This window comes from Kitasatospora sp. HPM-01-4 (assembly GCF_051374625.1).
Classification (GTDB): domain Bacteria; phylum Actinomycetota; class Actinomycetes; order Streptomycetales; family Streptomycetaceae; genus Kitasatospora.
The window spans coordinates 976,142-993,997 of sequence record NZ_JBPQGP010000005.1 but is presented as its reverse complement, the minus strand read 5'-3'; the positions used below and the strand labels follow the sequence as shown (position 1 = coordinate 993,997).

The 17,856-nt window shown below is 71.1% G+C and carries 16 protein-coding genes and 1 pseudogene; 8 read left to right on the top strand and 9 right to left on the bottom strand.

The features are described from left to right. Positions 1–131: 131 nt before the first annotated feature. The 4 genes from dacB to ACSMTC_RS04120 all read right to left on the bottom strand — a co-directional run bounded on the left by dacB (position 132) and on the right by ACSMTC_RS04120 (position 4,755). Positions 132–1,685 carry a D-alanyl-D-alanine carboxypeptidase/D-alanyl-D-alanine endopeptidase gene (gene dacB, locus ACSMTC_RS04135; protein WP_436564586.1) on the bottom strand — a complete coding sequence of 518 codons (1,554 nt, stop codon included), beginning with the start codon at positions 1,683–1,685 and terminating at the stop codon, positions 132–134. Between the two features lie 157 nt (positions 1,686–1,842). Beyond that, complete coding sequence (locus ACSMTC_RS04130; RefSeq protein WP_436558263.1) at positions 1,843–2,610, bottom strand: DUF4097 family beta strand repeat-containing protein; 768 nt, start codon at positions 2,608–2,610, stop codon at positions 1,843–1,845. Positions 2,611–2,662: 52 nt separating this feature from the next. Continuing rightward, positions 2,663–4,003, bottom strand: a complete 1,341-nt coding sequence (locus ACSMTC_RS04125) for an FtsX-like permease family protein (protein ID WP_436558262.1) — start codon at positions 4,001–4,003, stop codon at positions 2,663–2,665. Continuing rightward, the gene (locus ACSMTC_RS04120) at positions 4,000–4,755 is read right to left on the bottom strand and encodes an ABC transporter ATP-binding protein (RefSeq protein ID WP_242640802.1); all 756 of its coding nucleotides are present in this window, start codon (positions 4,753–4,755) and stop codon (positions 4,000–4,002) included. Before ACSMTC_RS04120 ends, ACSMTC_RS04125 begins: the two co-directional genes overlap by 4 nt. A 135-nt stretch (positions 4,756–4,890) precedes the next feature. Here ACSMTC_RS04120 and ACSMTC_RS04115 point away from each other — a divergent pair, with 135 nt between their 5' ends. Together ACSMTC_RS04115 and ACSMTC_RS04110 are read left to right on the top strand one after the other, a co-directional pair. Then, positions 4,891–6,057, top strand: a complete 1,167-nt coding sequence (locus ACSMTC_RS04115; RefSeq protein ID WP_436558261.1) for a sensor histidine kinase — start codon at positions 4,891–4,893, stop codon at positions 6,055–6,057. Positions 6,058–6,090: 33 nt separating this feature from the next. Continuing rightward, positions 6,091–6,759 carry a response regulator transcription factor gene (locus ACSMTC_RS04110; RefSeq protein WP_436564585.1) on the top strand — a complete coding sequence of 223 codons (669 nt, stop codon included), beginning with the start codon at positions 6,091–6,093 and terminating at the stop codon, positions 6,757–6,759. Here the strand turns inward: ACSMTC_RS04110 and ACSMTC_RS04105 are convergent. Next, on the bottom strand, positions 6,756–7,394 hold the full coding sequence (locus tag ACSMTC_RS04105; RefSeq protein WP_436558260.1) for a transposase domain-containing protein: 639 nt from the start codon (positions 7,392–7,394) through the stop codon (positions 6,756–6,758). The genes ACSMTC_RS04110 and ACSMTC_RS04105 overlap by 4 nt on opposite strands. A gap of 260 nt (positions 7,395–7,654) precedes the next feature. Next, complete coding sequence (locus ACSMTC_RS04100; RefSeq protein WP_436558259.1) at positions 7,655–8,392, bottom strand: MBL fold metallo-hydrolase; 738 nt, start codon at positions 8,390–8,392, stop codon at positions 7,655–7,657. A gap of 365 nt (positions 8,393–8,757) precedes the next feature. Between ACSMTC_RS04100 and ACSMTC_RS04095 the strand changes: the two genes are divergently transcribed. After that, complete coding sequence (locus ACSMTC_RS04095; RefSeq protein ID WP_436558258.1) at positions 8,758–11,757, top strand: AfsR/SARP family transcriptional regulator; 3,000 nt, start codon at positions 8,758–8,760, stop codon at positions 11,755–11,757. 15 nt (positions 11,758–11,772) lie between these two features. On the opposite strand, the gene ACSMTC_RS04090 is transcribed toward ACSMTC_RS04095, so the two are convergent. Both ACSMTC_RS04090 and ACSMTC_RS04085 read right to left on the bottom strand, forming a co-directional pair. Then, entirely contained in the window at positions 11,773–11,967 is a 195-nt protein-coding gene (locus ACSMTC_RS04090) for a hypothetical protein (RefSeq protein ID WP_436558257.1), read from the bottom strand. 109 nt (positions 11,968–12,076) lie between these two features. Further along, on the bottom strand, positions 12,077–12,382 hold the full coding sequence (locus tag ACSMTC_RS04085) for a winged helix-turn-helix transcriptional regulator (protein ID WP_436564584.1): 306 nt from the start codon (positions 12,380–12,382) through the stop codon (positions 12,077–12,079). A 151-nt stretch (positions 12,383–12,533) separates the two neighbouring features. Between ACSMTC_RS04085 and ACSMTC_RS04080 the strand changes: the two are divergent. The 5 genes and pseudogenes from ACSMTC_RS04080 to ACSMTC_RS04060 form a co-directional block, all read left to right on the top strand. Then, positions 12,534–13,014 (top strand): annotated as a pseudogene (locus ACSMTC_RS04080) (transposase); the annotation flags it as partial. 3 nt (positions 13,015–13,017) lie between these two features. Further along, the gene (locus ACSMTC_RS04075) at positions 13,018–13,551 is read left to right on the top strand and encodes a TIGR00725 family protein (RefSeq protein ID WP_436564583.1); all 534 of its coding nucleotides are present in this window, start codon (positions 13,018–13,020) and stop codon (positions 13,549–13,551) included. Positions 13,552–13,707: 156 nt separating this feature from the next. Beyond that, a complete protein-coding gene (locus ACSMTC_RS04070) occupies positions 13,708–14,160 on the top strand; it encodes an isoprenoid biosynthesis enzyme family protein (RefSeq protein WP_436558256.1) in 453 nt (150 codons plus the stop codon). Between the two features lie 186 nt (positions 14,161–14,346). Then, on the top strand, positions 14,347–15,168 hold the full coding sequence (locus ACSMTC_RS04065; protein WP_436558255.1) for a hypothetical protein: 822 nt from the start codon (positions 14,347–14,349) through the stop codon (positions 15,166–15,168). A 168-nt stretch (positions 15,169–15,336) separates the two neighbouring features. Continuing rightward, positions 15,337–16,089 (top strand): YcnI family copper-binding membrane protein, encoded by a 753-nt coding sequence (locus tag ACSMTC_RS04060; protein WP_436558254.1) that lies wholly within the window; start codon positions 15,337–15,339, stop codon positions 16,087–16,089. A 236-nt stretch (positions 16,090–16,325) separates the two neighbouring features. Here the strand turns inward: ACSMTC_RS04060 and ACSMTC_RS04055 are convergent, their stop codons facing one another. Next, positions 16,326–17,564, bottom strand: coding sequence for an alpha/beta hydrolase family protein (locus ACSMTC_RS04055; protein WP_436558253.1), 1,239 nt, complete (start codon positions 17,562–17,564; stop codon positions 16,326–16,328). Positions 17,565–17,856: the final 292 nt, after the last annotated feature.

Here is a 17,856-nt window from a genome sequence, read left to right as displayed (position 1 = left end):
CGGTGGAGTTCCTGCGCGAGGTGACCGCGACCGGCGCACAGTTCCTCGTGCGCTCCTCTGCAGGCCGCCGCCGGTAAACGCAACGGCGTTGGTCTCCGGCTGCTGAATCGATCACCTGCTCGGGCTGCCCATCACGCCTTGGGTGACTTGTAGATGGTGGCGGCCATCGCTCCCAGTTGCTTGTTGGCCTTGAGCGCGAGGTCGATGGCATCGCTCACGGAGTCACTGGGCACCGGAATGTTGTTCACGTAGATCGCGAAGGCGTAGCGGCGGCCGTCCTTCGCATCGATATAGCCTGCGAGTGCCTTCGTGCCGAGAGCCAGCTTGCCCTGGTAGGAACTGACCAGGGTGCCAGTCTTCGCACGGATGTGTCCTGCGGCGGGATCGGTGCGCTCGATGACGTCGGCAAGCGAACCGTCGACGCCCATGCTCGGCATGGAGTCGTAGAAGACGTCGAAGTCGTCCTGTCGTGCCAGGTGCCGCAGCAGCGCCACCTGGGCAGTCGGCGTCGCCTTGTCGCCGGGGAGGCCCTGGGCATCGACGAGGCTCACTGAATTCGGATCCACACCTGCGTGAGCGAGGAACTCCTTCTCGATCTTCATGCCGTCCGCATAGGTTCGTTGCCCGTTGTGTGCTGCCATCAGCGGCGGCAGAAGGTTCGCCCCGAGATTGTGGCTGACCTTGTTGATCAGCTTTGCGTACTCCTTGAAGGGCGGAGAAGTGTAGGTCGCCGATACGGGCAGCGAGCTCACTTCCGCCGACGGAGGAAGCTTGCTGTCGGGGTTCGCTCCCAGCGAGGGGGCGGATACGCTGACGCCGTTTCTGGCGAGTGCCTCGATGAGGACGGTGCGGGCGAACGCCGCCGGGTCGGGAACCTGGTAGGTCGTCACGAAGGGAGCCTTCACGTCCGCGGGCACGGAACCTCGCACCCGAATGTGACCAGGACTCACGCTTTCGGTCGTCACCGTCGGCTTGCTTCCGGCGGGCGTGGTCGTCACCTGCGCGTCGACGCCGAAGGCGGCCGTCTTCGGGCGCCAGTCGACCTTGGCCGGCTCGCCGGGTGCGCCCGGCGTGATGAGCACGTCGATCAGGTTGTCGTTGACGATGGTCGGAGTGACCGGCACCCCGCCGATCGACACCGGGTCCCAGAGTCGGTTGTCGATCACCACGTCGCCGTCGACATGGCGGACTCCACTGGCCGCGACCTGTCGAGCCAGCTCGTTGACACCCGCCAGCGGATCCTCTTCGGTGATGGCCGCCATGCCGGGTACGGCGTTGGCGTCATAGTGGTCGAAGTCGGGGACGTCCAGTCCGCCTGACGCGGTGGTCCGCCCACCGAGTGCCAGATCGCCGCTCCCGACCAGGATGAGATCGCCGGAGAGCCGCCCGTCCGCGGAGACCGTACCCGAATGCACCACGGGCGTACGGAAGCGATGGTCGTCACCCAGGACATCGAGCGCGGCACTGACCGCGAAGGTCTTGGCCGTCGAACCGGTCATGAACTGAGAATCGGCGCCCTTGGATTGGACGACCTTCCCCGTCTGCAGATCGGCGACCTGCAGGCCCCACTGGCCCGACGACCACGGCGCGGTACTCATGAGCTTCTGCAGGTCGGCGCTTACCCGTGTAGCACCCGGTGCCGGAGAGGCTGAGTTGTCCGCGGAGTTGTGGGAGCACGCCGTCATCGCCACGGCAGCCGTCATCGAAGCGGCGAGCGCCAGGGCTGTACGCCGCCGTACCCGAGGTGTCCTGATTCCGGAGAGGGAGTTGCTTGACATTCGTTCTTTCCTGTTCGACTTTCGCGCTCGATCGAACGCTTCCGGCCTGGTTGCTGCGCGGCGGCTAGGACTGCCCGCCCTTGCCGATGGCGATGCTGCCGTTGCGGGTCCGGACGGCCACGGAATGGCCGCTCGCGTCGTCCTTCGCGACGTTCACGGTGACGTCGCCCTTCTTCGCGGCCGTGCGGACCGCGTACTTCGATTCCGGCAGGCCCAGCTCGACGTTGCCGTCCCTGCTCTGCACGTCGACCAGGTCGGGCACGGCGGCCAGGCCCAGGTCGACGTTGCCGTTCCGCGACGTGACGCTGACGGACCGGGCGGAGATCCCGTCGCCCTCGATGCTTCCGTCGCCGCCTTCCAGGGCCAGCTTGGCTCCGTGGAGGTCCGACAACCGGACGTCGCCGCCGGCGGTCCTGGCCGAGAAGTCCGCGGTGAAGCCGGTGGCCTCGATGCGCCCCTTGCCGCTCTCGGCGGTGACGGCGACCGCGCGCGGCACCTTCACGGTGTACTTCGCGCTGCAGTCCACCGAGATCCCCGTGCAGTCCAGCGAGAGTGTGAGCGTGCCCCCTTCGAGCTGCCAGCCGGACCCCACCTCCCCGCCAACCTTCCTGCCGCTGACCCGTCGTTCCACCTGAACGCCCTCGATGTCGGCGGCCACCAGCGCGAGGTCGGCGGAACCGGACTTGACGGTCAGGCTGCCGCCGGCGAAGTCGAAGGACTTCGATTCCACGGTCGCGTCGGCCGATGCGCCGTCCGTGGTGCAGGCCGTGGCGGCGAGGCCGAGGAGCGCGGCTCCGCCGAAGGCCAGAAGCGTGCGCGTGGTCAGTTCCATCGAATTCTTCCTTCGTCAACGAACATGGTGGTGTGGATTCCCGCACCCCGGTTCACGAGCGCAGCGCCCGGACTGCGACCGTGCGCGACACCCGGGCCGCCTGCAGGACCAGCGCGAGGCAGGTGGTGACCAGCGTCCCGGCGGCGAGCGCCCCGAGCGTGGCCCAGGGGAGGCCCGCCAGGACCCGGACGACGTCGATCCGGGCTCCCAGGGCGATGGTGAGACTCGACACGGCGACGAACAGCGCGCCGAAGACGATCGCCGTCCCCGCGTAGATCGCCCCCTCGTAGACCATCGACCGGGTGACCACGCCCGGCCGCGCACCGGCCACCGTCACGACGGCGGAGTCACGGGCGCGCTCCCGCCCGACGAGGGCGATCACGGCGAGGCCCCCGACCCAGGACACGACGAAGACCCAGCCCAGCACGACCAGGATGTTGTCCAGCCCGGCGCTGCCTCCGGGCATGACCTTCCCCATCACCATGAAGAGGCCGACGAACGACAGGGAGAGCGCGAAGGGCAGCACCGTGGTGACGCTCCTCGTCGCGCGGGCCCGGCACGACTGCACGGCAAGGTGCCAGGCGACGCCGCGCGAGGGCACCAGCGCCGTCCAGAGCTTCATCAGCGGGGTGAGCACCCACGGCCCCATCAGCAGCAGCAGGCAGACGAGGAAGAGGTTCCCGGCGAACGCGAAGGCCGTCCGCTGGGCGAGCCCGCCCTTGAGTTCGAGGCCCAGGCCGGGGACCCACATCCCGACCACACCGGCGAGCAGGCACAGGGCGAGGCCACCGCGGGCGACGCCCGGCCGCGCCGGGGGATCGGAGAAGTCCCGGAAGGCGCGCATCTCCGGCGTCCTGGCGGCCCGCCGGGTGACGCCCCAGCCCCCGATCAGGCACGGAACCAGTCCGAACAGCACGCTCACGCCGACGTACCAGAACCGGAACCCGACCGAGGCCCCGTGCAGTTCGAGACCCGTCCCCTTCCACTGCGCGAGGGTGACACCCGCGACCAGCAGGGCGAGCGGTGCGGCCAGCGCGCCGGCCACCGCGCCCAGCACCACCAGCTCCGTCCGCAGGATGAACCTGACCCGGTGGCGCGGAATCCCGAGGATCACCCACAGGGCGTGCTCGCGCCGCTGGGTCGTCAGCGTCAGACCGACCGCGGAGGCGACGATGCCCACGGCGGCGAGCACGGTGAAGAAGACGATGTTGCCGCCGAGGGCGATCGACGCGGAGACCATCCGCGCGTCACCCGCCGCCCGCGCCGCCGAGACGGCGGTGAACATCGCGATGGCCGAGCCCGCCGAGCACGCCGCGCCGACCGTGGCGCACAGGAGCGTCCACCACCACATCGACGCCTGCAGGCGGATGTCCGACAGCACGAGCCGGATCACGACTCCTCCCCGCCCGCCTCGTCCGCCGACTGCGCCGCGAGGACGGCGTCGCCCACCGCGCGGGAGTCGCCACCGGGGATGACGGCGTGTACCCGCCCGGACCCCATCACCACGACCTGATCGGCCCGCGCGGCCGCATGAGGGTCGTGGGTGACCATGAGCACCGTGCTCCCCTGCGCGGGAAGCGCCTGCAGCCAGTCGAGCACCACATGCCCCGACTTGAGGTCGAGCGCACCCGTCGGCTCGTCGGCGAAGACGATCCGCGGCTGGTTCGCCACCACCCGGGCCACCGCGACGCGCTGGCGCTCGCCACCGGAGAGGCGGTCGGGGCGTCGCCGCGCGTGCTTGGCGATGCCGAGCCGCGCCATGGCGTCCTCGACCCGCGCCCTGGGCACCCGGCGGCCGGCGAGCCGCGCCGGGAGGGCGATGTTGTCCTCGACCGTCAGCGAGCTGACGAGGTTGTACTCCTGGAAGACGAAGCCGATGTTCTCGCTGCGGAACGCGGCCTGCTTGCGGGGGCTGAGTGAGCGGACGTCCGTCCCGAGGATCTCGACGGACCCCGCGGTCGCCCGCTCCAGCCCGGCCGTGCAGAGCAGGAGCGTCGACTTGCCCGAACCGGAGGGGCCGACGACGGCGGTCAGCCGGCCTTCGGGAATCTCCAGGTCGATGTCGTGCAGGACGCGCGTCGTCTCGCCCCGGCGGCCGGGAATGGGGAATTCCGTCCGAAGGCCGCGCAAACGAATGCACGGCACGGGAGCGGTAGTGGAAAATGGCATGAATCAAGGAAAGCAGGGCCGGGCAGTGCAGTGCACGGGTGCCTGCACTGCTATTGGAGGTAGACTTGGGTCTACCGCCCGACCGATCCGAACTGTGCGAAAATGTTGATCATGGCGCAGATTCGTGTTGCCCGGAGGCTGCTGACCGAATTCGTCGCAGCGACCGCCTTTCCGATTCTCCTGATTTCCGTTCTCGCTGCGCCGGTCTCGGTTCCGGTGGTGGCCGAACTGGACCGCTCCAGGGCGCAGTGGTGCGGAGTCCGGACGATGCCGCTGCGACCCGCCGACCGCAGCTGGCCGCAGTGGGTGGCCGGTCGGCTGCGGGCACGGTCGGTGTGGAGGACCGACCTCCCCGTGTTCGTCACCGCCGCGCTCCTGTCCGCGCTCTCGCTGTTGGTGGGCTTCTTCGGATTCTTCGGCGCTCTGGCGCTGGTTTTCTCCCCCGTCTTCTGGGGTTTCGGCATCGCCGCGAAAGTCGGCCCGTTCACCCCGGCCGCCCTGTGGGAAACCCTCGTGGCGGTGCCCGCGGGAATCGCCCTCTGTGCGGTCACCGTGGGCGCGCTGGCCGGCATCTCCCTGCTCCGCGACCTGCTCCTGCGGGCCTTCTCGGGGAGCCGGAACCCCGACCTGCTCGCGAAACTGGAGGAACTCCGCGCCAGCCGGGCCTCGCTGACGGCGGCTTTCGAGAACGAGCGCCGGCGCATCGAGCGTGACCTGCACGACGGCGCCCAGCAGGAACTCGTCGCCCTCGTCATGCGCCTGGGAATCCTGGAAGCCACAGCGACGGCCACCGACCAGGAACGGATCGTCCAGCTGGCCCGCCAGGCCCAGGCCCAGGCGGAGCGCGCGCTCGAACGGCTGAGGGAGACGGTGCGCGACATCCACCCCAGCGAACTGAGCGATCTCGGTCTCATCGCCGCCGTCCGGGAACTGGTGGCCAGATCACCGTTGCAGGTCGAACTGACCAGCACCGGTACGGACGCCTGGCTCTCCTCGCCGATCGCCACGGCCGTGTACTTCACGGTCTCCGAGGCCCTGACGAACATCGCCAAGCACGCGGGCGTCGGGAGCGCCCGGATCGAGATGCGGTGCACCGAGAGCGGCGTCCGCGTCCGGGTGGACGACGACGGCGCCGGCGGCGCGCGGATCAGCACCGGATCCGGACTCTCCGGGCTGCGTGAGCGGATGCGAAGCGTCGGTGGGAACCTCGAAATCATCAGCCCGCCGGGCGGCGGAACGGAGGTCGTGGCATCCGCCCCGGCCCAACCCCCGTGGTGACGGAATTCGACAGGGAAAAGCGATGGGAAATCGATTGTGAGAATCATTCTGGCGGACGACAGTATGCTGATACGCGCCGGAATCCGGGAGATCCTGGTTTCCAGTGCCCACGACGTGATCCGCGAATGCGAGGACGCCGACGAACTGGTCGCCGCTGTCGACGACCTCGCCGCCGCCGGAGCCGCCCCCGACCTGGTGATCACGGATGTCCGCATGCCGCCCGGGAACACCGACGACGGACTCCGGGCCGCGATCGACATTCGGTCGCGGCACCAGGACCTGCCGGTACTGGTCCTCTCCGCCTACGTCACGGGCCCGTACGTGCGCGAACTCCTGAACGGCCCGGGCGCCGACGGGGCAGTCGGCTACCTGCTCAAGGAGAAGGTGGGCAGAGTGGCGGACTTCCTGCGGGCCGTCGAGACGGTCTCCGGCGGCGGAGTGGTGATCGACCCCGAGGTGGTTCGCCACGTCACCCGCGCCGACCCGCCGCGGGGCCCGCTCGCCCGGCTCACGGCCCGCGAACAGGAGGTGCTCGCTCTCATGGCCGAAGGCCGCTCCAACGCGGAGATCGCGGCAGAGCTGTTCCTCTCGGGCGCCGCCGTGGCCAAACACGTGGGGAACGTCTTCCTGAAACTCGGCATGCCCTCCGGCGAGGACAACCGCCGGGTGAAGGCCATCCTGACCTGGTTCGAATACAACTAGGACTTCAACGCCGTTGTGTTTACCGGCGGCGGCGTGATGCAAGTCCGTCTTCCATGACGTGGATCTCGACAGAAAGGGCGTAGGTCTGGGTGGTTTGCGGGTGTTTTCCTGCGTTCGGCCCGTACTTGCTCGTTGGGTTCTTGCGGCTGCTGGGCTTTGACGCGCTGGCGCCGCGCGGTGGGCAGCAGGTTGTCCAGGACCATCCGGCCGATCGGTCCGAGCAAGGGGTCGGGTCCGGCGGCGTGTATGCCGGTGGCGGTGGTGACCTGATCGGTGGCGGCCTGCAGCAGAACGGTGAAGCTGATCCGCTCCATGGCCAGACCCGGCCGGGTGGTGACCGCGTCGGCCGCGGTGCGGATGAGCGCCTGGTAGGTCGCCAGAAGCGCGTAGACCTCTTGATCCAGGCCCGGGACGCTTCGCGAGCGCAGGACGCGGCCGTCGAGCATGGTCGCCTTGAACTTCCCTACGCCCGCCGCCTGCTCGAAGAGGGCGAGTGCGCGGGTGAAGTGGACCACGACGCGGGCGGGCAGCAATCTCAGCCGCTTCTCACGAGCGCCGGTCTCCTGCGGCACGAGGTCCACCAGGTCGAAGTCCACGATCTGGGTCAGCTCGCCCAGGTGCCCCGGCGCGTACACCCCCGGGGCTGTCGTGATCGTCCGGGTGATGACAGACTTCTCCTGCAGCGGGACCCCTGGTTCTTGATCATCTTGCTCGACACAAGTGATCCACCAGAGGTCCCGTTCCTCGTCGTCAGGGACTTGACCAGCCGCCGAACAGCCAAACGCAACGGCGTTGACTTCCAGATGCCTGCGAACAGGGCCGGCATGTCGCCGATCGGGCCGCTGCTATCGGTGCGGAGCCGCGACCGGATGGATCGCGAAGTCACGCCGGAGTATCAGAAGGTGAACGCCATGTGCTCCTCCGCCGCGATCACCTCGCCGGAGAAGCTGCTGCGGGCGTCGGCGGTCGAACGAGCGCGGTCACTGCCGGGCCAGAAGTGGGTGAGCATCAAGCGCTTGGCCCCGGCGCGGGTGGCCCAGGTTCCGGCATCGACGGCGCTCATCAGATAGGGGTCGCCGCTCTTTGCTGATGTGCTCTGGAGTGTGGCTCCGGCGATGAAAAGGTCGGCGTCTGCAGCCAGTTGGGACAGGGCCGGGTCCGGCCCGGCATCGCCGCTGTAGGCGAGGGTCAGGCCGGGGGCGGTCAATCGTACGCCCGCGTGCGGGACATGGTGCGGCAGCGGCGCGGAGTCGAGCCGGAGCGGTCCCACCCGGTGGTTCGACGGGAGTGGGTGCACGTCGAAGACGTCGAGCAGATCCTCCGTCGGTTCCATCGCCTGGACGCGTCCGATCACCCCGGGAGGGCAGTACAGCGGCAGCCGGGCGCCCCGCTCCGTCGCGAAGTAGCGCGCGCGGCACAGGGCGCTGAGGTCGGCGCAGTGGTCGGGGTGCTCATGGGTGATCACCACGGCGTCCAACTGCCCGTCCGCGCAGTGCTCCAGCAAGCGCGGGAAGGCCGCGTAGCCCAGGTCCAGCACCAGTCGGAACCCGTCGTACTCCAGCAGGTAGCCGCTGGCGGCCTGGCCGGCCTCGGGCCAGGCCCCGCACGTCCCCAGTACCGTCAGTCTGCGCACCGGCTGATGTTCTCATGAGCGGTTCCAGCGTCCGGACTTGCGTGGACCGGGCGCACGGCGGTCGGTGCGCGGTGAAGCGATGGACCCGTCACGTGGCCGGGAAGCGCGGCGGACATCGCGTCCACCCATACCAGCCGGCCGTCCAGCCGGACCGCTCGCCCCGGTCCGCGCGGGCCCGCGCCGACGGGCGCGGTCCCGGCGCGCCGGAAGACGGGCGCCGACACTCAGATCGTATGCGCCCTAACCGTTGCATCCTGCTCACCCGTCATTAATATGACCGAACTGTTTCCGTACGGATGTGCCGCGCGATCGGCCGGAGGCCGGCCCGGTCGCGCCGGGGAAGGGAATGTGGCTTGGAGGGGGCGGTGCGGTTCAATGTGCTCGGCGCCATGCAGATCCGTCTCGACGGGGCCGACGTCCCGGTCGGGCCACCACAGCAGCAGGCCACGCTCGCCGCGTTGCTGCTCCGCTCGGGGCGAGCTGCCTCGCTGCACGAACTGGTCGGCATGGTCTGGGGCGAGGAGGCCCCGGACTCCGCCGTGACGAGTCTGCGCACCTACGTCTGGCGGTTGCGGCAGCGATTGGAACAGGGGCGCGCCACCCCGCAGTTGCTGCTCTCCGCCGGGTCCGGCTACCGGCTGGCGGTGGCGCCGGCCGGCGTGGACGCCCACCGCGCCGAGGAGCTGGCGGCCGAGGCGGCACGCGCCCGCGCGGCGAGGTGGCACGAGGAGTGCGCCCGGCTGCTCGCCGAGGCGGTGTCGCTGTGGCGGGGCGAGCCGCTGGCCGGGGTGCCCGGACCCTTCGCCGAGCAGCAGCGCTCCAGGCTCGCCGAACTGCGGCTGATGCTGCTGGAGGAGCGCTTCGATCACGACCTATTGCTGGGCCGGTACCCGTCCACCATCCCGGACCTGACCGCCTTCACCGGCGAACACCCGCTGCGGGAGCGGCCGTACGGCTTCCTGATGGAGGCCCTGTACCGCTGCGGACGGCAGGGAGAGGCGCTCGCCGTCTTCGCCAGGGCGCGGCAGCTGCTGGCCGACGAGCTCGGTGTGGACCCGGGGCCGGAACTGCGCGAGCTGCACCGGCGGATCCTGGCCAACGACCTGGCGCCACACACCGGGGCGCCCGCGCCGGTACGGATCGGCGCGGGGCCCGCCGCGTCCCCGGCCGCCCTGCCCCTGACCTCGCCCGCCCTTGCCCGCCCCGCTCAACTCCCGCCGGACACCGCGGACTTCAGTGGCCGCGAGGAAGCGGTGGCTGAACTGCGCGAGGCCCTGCTCGGCGCGGACCGGACCGCCCTGACGGTCGCCTCGGTCAGCGGGATGGGCGGCATCGGCAAGAGCACCCTGGCGCTGCGGGTGGCGCACCAGGTCAAGGAGCGCTACCCCGACGGCCAGCTCTACGCCGACCTGCGGGGTACCGGGACGGACGCGGCCGAACCCGGTGTGGTGCTGGGAAGCTTCCTGTCTGCGCTGGGAGTGCCGGGCCAGGAGATCCCCCGTTCCCTGGAGGACCGGACCCGGCTCTTCCGTACCGTGCTGGACGGCCGGAGCGTCCTGCTGCTGCTCGACGACGCCAGGGACGCCGCCCAGGTCAGGCCGCTGCTGCCGGGCTCGGCCGACTGCGCGGTCGTGCTCACCAGCCGGGCCCGCCTCGCCGGGCTGCCCGCCACCGCCCACGTCCGGCTGTGCGTGTTCGAGACCGAGGAGGCGCTGGCCCTGCTCCAGCGGGTCATCGGCACCGAACGCGTCGCGGCGGAACGGGCCGACGCCGTCGAGGTGGTCACCTCCTGCGCGAACCTGCCGCTCGCCGTGCGGATCGTGGCGGCCCGGCTGGCCGCCCGGCCGGGCTGGACGGTGGCGAACCTGGTGCGCAGGCTCGGTGACGAACGCCGGAGGCTGACCGAACTCCAGGCCGGCGAGCTGGCCGTGGCCGCCGTGTTCGAGCTCGGCTACCACCAGCTGACCGAGTCCCAGTGCCACGCCTTCCGGACGCTCGCGCCCGTCACCGGGGGGAGCATCGGCCTCGGCGCGGCGGCGGCCGCCCTGGGCCTCACCGAGGACGAGGCGGAGCCGCTGCTGGAGTCGCTGGTAGACACCGCGCTGCTGGAGTCGCCGTCGTCGGGCCGCTACCGGTACCACCAGCTGGTCCAGGCCTTCGCCCGGCAGCTGCCCGCGCCGGCGGGCCGGGAACAGGACGGCGGGCTCACGGGGGTGGCCCACCGGCTGCTCAACTTCCTGCTGGGAGCCGCCGGATCGGCCTTCCAGCAGATGGTCCCGGGCGACCCCGTGCACACCACGCTCACCCCGGGAGACCCGAGCGGACCGCGCTTCACCGGCCTGGCGGACGCCCGCGCCTGGGTGGCCGAGGAGTTCGACCTGGCCGTCCACATCATCCAGCTCGCGGTGCAGGGTGGCACCGCGACACCGGAGCTGCTGGACACCGCGGCCGACCTGCTCATCGCGCTGAGTCCGTTCGGCCGGGACATCCCCTACAGCCAACTCGCCTCCGCCGCCGGGGCGGTGGCCGAGAAGGCCGTCCGCACCGGCAACGACCGCGCCGCGGGCCGGGCTCTCTTCGTGTGTGGCAATGCCGCGCTGCAGACCACCCGGCTGGCAGCGGCGAGCGCCCACATCCGGCTGGCGACCGAGGCCTGCCGCCGTGCCGATGACACGGTCATCCTGCGTCAGACCTTCAACGACCTCGGTGTGATAGCGCAGTTCGAGCAGCGCTACGACGAAGCCGTTCACTACTTCGACCAGGCGCTGGCCCTGGCCCGGCAGATGGGCCACCGCTCGGGCGAACTCGTCACCGTGCTGAACGCGGCCATGGCCAGGCTGCGCAGTGGCCGGGTCGACGAGGCCGTGGCGGCCTGTGACGGCGCACTGCCGTTGCTGCGCGAGGTGGCCGACCACCACGGCACCGCCCACGCGCTGTGCGTGCGGAGTCTGGCCCTGCACGAGCTGCGGCGGTACCCGGAGGCGCTCGCCGGGTACCGGGAGTGCCTCGAGGTCTGCGCGAGCTCGGACATCCCCGGCCAGGCGGCCCAGGCCCGCTACCGCGGTGCGGCCACGCTGCGGGCGCTTGGCCGGCTGCCGGAGGCGTACCGGGAGGCGGAGCGGGCCCTGGCCCACTACCGCACCGCGGTCGGCAGCGAGCGCGACCGGGGCCACGCACTGCTGATCCTCGCCCAGGTATCGCTGGACCTCGGCCGTGTCGAGGAAGGGCTGGCCCACGCGGCCGAGGCGCACTTGGTGCTCGGCGGCATCGGGCTCCCCGAGGCCGCCGAGGCCGCGGCGCTGGCGGGCCGGGCCCGCTCCCTCACGCTCGCGCAGGCCACGGACGGACCGATCCCGCCGGCCTGAGCGGGAACGGCCCGATCAGACCTTGGAGTTCCACTCGGTCACGTCGCTCGGCGGCTGCGGCCCCGAGCCGCCGCTGGCGACGGCGTGACCGGTGGACACCTCGTGGGTGACAGCGGAAGCGACCGTACCGGCGGCGGCCAGCACGGCGGCTACGGTGGCCGGGACGAGTACCGCCGCACGGAATCGGCGGAACACTGCAGATCGCTTCATGAGGAGACTCCCGGTCGGTTCAAACGGTGTGCTCAGGCCTTATCCTCACCGCTCGCGATCTACGTCTCATATACGAGCTGGTCACAGGGGTTCGGTGACCGGCCCGGTGCTACGGCCGGGGCACCGGGCGGGCGCCGGGGCCGTGGATCAGTTCCACCTCGGCCAGGCCCGTCACCGGGTGTCCGCGCTCGCAGACCAGGGTGAGGTGGACGTCCGCGCCGCAGTCCGCGTGCCGGTGCCTGGTGGCCGGGCCGGCCGGGTCTCCCCGGTGGCGGTCGCTCCACTCCTTGAGTGAGAGCAGGATCGGGTACAGCTCGGTGCCGCGCGGGGTCAGCCGGTAGCCGAACCGGGTGCGCCGGCCGGCCTCCTGGTACGGGAAGCGCTCCAGCAGCCGGGCCTCCACCAACTCGTCCAGCCGTCGGGGGCGGTGCGGCCAGCCGAGAGATCGAAATCGGCCCGGGCTCGTGATGCAGACCCTGACCTCACGCTTTCATGGAGCGGAGCCGTCCGACGGGTGGTCGGAAAAGCAGAGAATGCCGTTGAGCTGGGACGACAGGGTTTCTCGTTCGTACTCCGAGAAGCAGGACGCCGCTCCGGCCCGGGAGAAGTCCTTCGGGTACCATCCGCTGTTCGCGTTCGCTGACCGTGGCGCCTGCGGTTCCGGGGAGCCGCTGGCGGGGCGCTCCGGCAGGGAAGAGCAGGCGGCAACACCGCCGCCGGCCACATTGAAGCCGCCCGTCTGGCCTGGCCCAGTCACCGAAGAAGTACCGGCGCGGACGGCGGACCCTGGTCCGAACGGACTCCGGCGCCGGCACGCACGAGTTCGTGAACTGGCTTTCCGTGTATGGCAGGTGGCTTTCCTGCTCAGTAGGGACGACCATCACCGACCAGGTCCATCAGGCCGTTCTGAAGGTCCCGGCCCCGGCCTGAATTCCAGCCGTCGAGCCAGCCGTCGAGCCGGGCGGCGAGATCCGCGACGGCGCCCGGGTCGCCGAATTCGCCGACGACGTCCTCAACTTGCCGCCGGAGTCGAAGCGTTCCGTCTTGGACATCTTCTGGGAGGATTCCCAGGGATTCACCTATGCGGAACCCGCCTCGGAAGGAGCAGTGGTGATCCAGGTAGCGGTATGCGGGCCCTCAGGGTGCGGTGCGGCCGAGGAAGCGCTGGCCCGGGAGGTCGGCACTCTGTTGGCGCGAGCGGGTGCGGTTGTGCTCTGCGGGGGATATGGCGGCGTCATGGCTGCCGCGGCGGAGGGGGCGGCGGGGGCGGGCGGCCTCGTCATCGGCATCCTGTCGGGGGCCGACCGGTCCGGGGCTTCGGCCCACCTGACTGCTGCCGTCGCCACCGGCATGGGCCAGGCCCGTAACAGCATCCTGGTCGGTTCCGCGGATGCGGTCATCGCCGTCGGCGGGTCGTGGGGGACGCTCTCCGAGATGGCGATGGCGGTGCGCCGAGGCGTCAAGTCGGTCGTCGTTCTCGGTGGTTGGCAGATCATCGATGCGCGCGGCGAGGCCGTCCCGGGCCTTGTCGTGGCCGACAGCCCGGCGGCTGCCGTACGGCTCGCCCTGGCAGGCCAGGGTTGACACAGCGGCGGTCGGTCGGGCGGGCGGCCCGTTCTGGCGGGCTTTTGGCCGTGGGCGCGTTATCGAGTCACTCCCGGCGTAAAGGCCGGCTCGGTCCGGCGGGATGCCGGTAGCTTCGGTCGCGATGCGCTGTCTGGACCGAGGGGTGGATGTCTGATGGCCGAGCGTGAGCCGGGATCCTTGGACTGCGGTCGTCAACCGGCCCTTCAGGAGGCGACGTTCGATATTCCGTCTCCTCCTCGGATCAACGCCCACGCGGAGGTGGTTGCCGTGCGGCATCTGCATTGGGCAGAGGAGTTCGGCCTGATCCGCAGTGCGTCGGCGATCGAGCGCTACCGGTCCTGGCGGCCTGCCGATGTCGCGTCGATGTGGTACCTCCACGCCAAGGGCGACGACCTCGCGCTGGGAGCCGACATCTCTGACGGCTCCGCAGGACCTCCTCGACTGGCAGCACATCCCCTGGCCGCGTTCGTGGCGTGCACCCCGCTGACCCTGCGGACAGGCAGCCACCTGCACCGCAGCGCAGCTGCCGTGACGTGCCGGGGTTCATTCACCGGACACGTGGTGGCTTCCCGGGCGGTACCGGAGAGTCCGGGCGGCGCGGGCTGAGGCCGTCCGTCAGCGTGCCCCTGGGTGATGGGGTGGGGCCTGCCTACCGAAGGGACGGGAGTCGGCGTCGAAGCCAGGATGCCCGATCGCTTGGTTGGAACCGTACCCGCTGTGCGCCTGCTGAGCCGTAACGAATGTGCGGCACCGTGCACGGAGTCCCGGCACGGATGTCATGATGTGCCCGCCATGTCTGTCCCCGGAACCGTGAACGTGCCCGCTCCGGCGCGTCTCGCCGCAATCGACTTTCGCGTACTGCGCGCCGTGCCGTTCGCGACGGTCTGCGTCGTGCTGGCCGCAGCCGGTCACGCGCTGGCCGCCGGCGCCGGGATCCCGATCGGCACGGTGTTTCTGGCCTGGGTCCTGACCTGCGGCGTTGCCGTGCTCGGCGCACGGCGGGAGCGGTCGCTGTCCGCAATCACCGGGGGACTGGCCCTCGGCCAGCTCGGTCTGCACCTCCTCTTCCACTTCGGGCGGATGCCGGCACCGGCCCGGGCCATGCACGACCCGGGCGGCAGGGACAGGATGGACGCCATGCCGGGAATGCCCGGCATGGCGCGTACGGGAACGGCCGACGACGCCCACTCTCGGGCCGTGGCCACCCACCTGGCCGGGCCGGCGGGCCTCGGCGCCCACACCTCGGCGACGGCTGCGCCGCACGTCGCGGTGTGGTGCCACGCCTTCCTGCTCGGGTTGAGTCCCGCGATGTTCGCCGGACACCTTGCCGCGACCGTGCTGGCGGGGTGGTGGCTGCGACGTGGCGAGGCGGCCGTGTGGACGTTGGTCCACACCACGGCCGAGGCGGCCTCGGCCACAGCGCACGCGTGCGCGGCCCGGCTGCGCGAGGCGGTCGCCCGGCTCGACGCCGTGCTGTCCGGCGACATCGGGCGAGGGCGGCGGCCGCTGCTCGCATGGTTCACGAGGACGAGCGGACGCTGGCGGCTTCCGTCACCGGTACTGCTCCGGCACTGCGTGATCAGGAGAGGCCCACCGGCAGCCGCCACTGCCTGACCGGACGGACGAGCGCACCCCACCACCCTCCGGACCAGTGGCAGCCCTGCGCCCCTGACCACACCAGCACGCGTCATCCAACCCACGGCGGACGGTCGTCCCTGCCCAGAAGCAGGCCCTCCCGCCGACGCGTGTGCGTGCACGTTCCCACACGGAGAACAGACAGCTATGAGACTGTCCCCCAGAAACCGCCTTGCCGCCGCCACCGCCCTGGGCGGCGCCGCCGTACTGCTGATCGCCGGCCCCGCGTCCGCGCACGTCACCGTGCAGCCGTCCAGTGTGGCCAAGGACGCGACCGACCAGACCTTCGCGTTCCGCGTGCCCAACGAGCAGGACAACGCCAACACGGTGAAGGTCGAGATCGACTTCCCCACTGACCACCCGATCCCCTCCGCGCTGGTCGCGCCGGTGCCGGGCTGGACCGACCAGATCCAGACCACCAAGCTCGCCACCCCGATCCACACCGACGACGGCGACATCACCGACGTCGTCTCCCAGATCGTCTGGACCGGCGGCCAGATCGCCCCCGGCCACTTCCAGGACTTCACCGTCGACTTCGGCGCGCTCCCCGACGGCACCGACAAGGTGGTCTTCAAGGCGCTGCAGACCTACAGCGACGGCAGCGTGGTCCGCTGGATCGAGGAGCCCAAGGACGGCCAGCCGGAACCCGAGCACCCGGCCCCCGTCCTCCACCTGACCGCGGCCGCCGCGGAGAGCGACCCGGGTGCCAAGGCGAGCACCGAGGCGAGCGCGAGCCCGGCCCAGCCGAAGGACCAGGCGAGTTCGGCGGTGAAGAGCAGCGACACCACCGCCCGCGGCCTCGGCATCGCGGGCATCGTCCTCGGCCTGGCCGGCGCAGTGGTGGGCACGGTGCTCGGCCGTCGCGGCCGGACTGACAGCAGTCCCAAGGCCTCGGCCTAGCGAATCAGGGCTGGTGTGGGACACAGCCGGTGTCCCACACCAGCCCGTAACGGCTCATGGACGCGAAGGCAGCGCCCTGACGCGGTGGAACCCACATCGACGTCTCGATGTCAGGGCTGCATCGGAGGTCAGCGCTCACGCCCTGTACAGGACCCGTACGACCCTGCCCGATCCTGGTGGTATCCCGGCCACCCGCGAGCGCCGTCGACGGACGGCGGCGCCGCGGCCCCGGGTGCTCACGGGAGGAATGTCACCGCCGGGAAGGCCGGGGACGGCCCGTCGAGCAGGTGCCCCCGATGGTGGCGCAGGTGCTCGTCGAAGAACGCGAGCGGGTATGCCTGCTGGATCTTCACCGCCTGGTCGGGATCGAGGGTGCCGATCGTGCCCTGGAGCTGCTGCCCGGTCCATCCAAACAGCTTCGCCACCTGCGGGAACAGCGCCTCGTTGTCGCCGTACGACACGTGGACGGCGCCCTGGGCCTGGATGTTCAGCCGCCACCCGCGCAGGTGCGACCAGAACGCGGCGGCTTCGGGATCCGTGGCCCGGGTGAACACGGCGGACATCATCATGAACGGCCGGTCCAGGTCGCCGGCCAGGGCCGGCTGCATCACCATCGGGCCGTCGAGGCTCAGCCCGGCGCGGATGCGCTCGTCCGCGAGCGTGGCGCAGGCGGTGGCCGTCCCGCCCTTCGACCAGCCGAACGCGCCCATGCGCTGGGGGTCGAGGGAGCCGAGCAGCCCGGCCGGCAGCTCCCGCTGCTCGACGTCCGGATTGCACCCGGCGGCCAGCTGTTCGACGCAGTCGAGGACGAAGCGGAGGTCCGCGGCGTAGTCCCCCGGGGCGGCGGGGGCCTTCGGGTCGTGGAGCGGGACGGCGACCCGGCCGTCGGGGAACTCGGTGTACGTGTCGTACTGGTGGGCGATCGTCACGACCGCGTACCCGTGGCTGGCGAGCTCCTGGACCATGATCGTGTGGTCGCCCTGGTGGCTGTGCGCACCGTGCGAGTACACGAGGACGGGGAGCCGCCGGCCCGACCGCCGCACCGGAGCGCCCACGTGGCCGGAGGTGAGCGGCGCCAGGTCGGCCACGGCGCTGAACCCCACGTCGGCGAGGAACGCCTTCAATGCGCCGGCCGGCATCCAGGGCGCCACCGGGTACCGCTCGACGTCCCGGGCGGGGTACCAGACGGTGGCCATCAGCTCGCGGAAGTGCCCGGGGCCCGCGATGCCGTCCGGGCGCGACCGGTCGACGAGGTGCAGCTGGACCGTGCCCACCGGGTGCGGCCCGGTGGGCTCGGGCAGCGTGAGCCGCGTCGGGGCGGGGGCGGGCGCGCCCGGAGCGGCCGGGTCGCCCGGGTCCGCCCACGCGGGGCTGGCGACGGCGGCGAGCGGCACGGCGGCCCCGGCGGCCAGCGCGGCTCCCAGCATGCGGCGGCGCGTCATGGCCTTCCGGCCGATGAACGGCGTGGCGGTCACGGTCCCTCCCGTGGTCACGGATCGTCAGTCGTGCCGCGACGGCCAGTCCGTGGGCACAGGGGAACGCTGTCACGTGCCCCTCCCGTGCGGCATCAACCCACCGATTGATCATCCGCGCTGGCATCGGCCCACGGATTTACAACCCGGGGCCGATGCGGTCGGCGGTGTCGTCCTCCCGGTGGTCTGTCACCTCTACTGGCCCACCAGGTCGGCACCAGCCCGGCAGCGGGCGCTTGGGGACGTGGGGATCAGCTGACGAGGTGTCGGCCGACCTCCGTCCCGATGACGCGGC